This is a genomic window from Shewanella sp. SR44-4 (assembly GCF_014163715.1).
GTDB lineage: Bacteria > Pseudomonadota > Gammaproteobacteria > Enterobacterales > Shewanellaceae > Shewanella.
Genome location: NZ_JACJDU010000132.1, coordinates 1 through 739, shown reverse-complemented (window position 1 = coordinate 739; position 739 = coordinate 1). Strand labels below are relative to the sequence as shown.

1 pseudogene is annotated in these 739 nt (G+C 42.4%); it reads left to right on the top strand.

The annotated features are described in order from the left end of the window. A pseudogene (locus H5125_RS21725) lies at nt 1-393 on the top strand (lipase family protein); the annotation flags it as partial. Nucleotides 394-739 lie beyond the last annotated feature (346 nt).

The following is a 739-nucleotide window of genomic DNA, read 5'->3' as shown; positions in this document are numbered from 1 at the left end:
CTTAAAACGCTTAACCATAAGCATACGGTACTAAAATATGATCAACGTCATAATGCATCATTCTCTCAACGCTGGCAGCAAATCATTACCGATGCTTTAATCACTCTTTTGAAAAAAACAGGTCAGTATGCATTAATTGTCGCCCAAGCCTCTTTAAGTCATGGTTTGCAGTTTTATGACATATTAGCTCGCTGCTTGCATGGTATCGTTGTTAAGTCAACTGATGAAATAGCTGAGGAGTTAAGAGGTTTATTAGGTCACATGCTAGTTTTTGCTGGAAATAGAATACAAACGGTTAAAGAAATGAGTGTGAAGTTTATTCGCTGGGTTTTAGGCTTGATGATAAAAACACTATATACCACCGCAAAACAAGCTATTGAGCTGGTATCTTAAACCTAGATTGACGATGAAATCCTCAGTGAATAGATTAGTGGCCGAGTGCTCTGCGGCCTCAACGGCTGACGTGAGTCGTGGCGTTGAGGCTACACCAGATCAAAGGGGCAAAGCGTTTGTATCCCTTTTAAAATCCTCTGCACCCCAGACTAAAAATGCTGAAAAGCGCATATTTTCGATGGGGAACTATCCCGCTTTAAAGCGTATCTGTAGTCAGCTCCTACCATTGTCGTCTAATACAACAGTACCTCATGGTTCCGACGGGCCGCCCTTGGCCTAATGAACGCTAGCGCAGCATACATGCCAAACTCACGGAATTTTCTCGATGTCCTCAATTCATATGGGT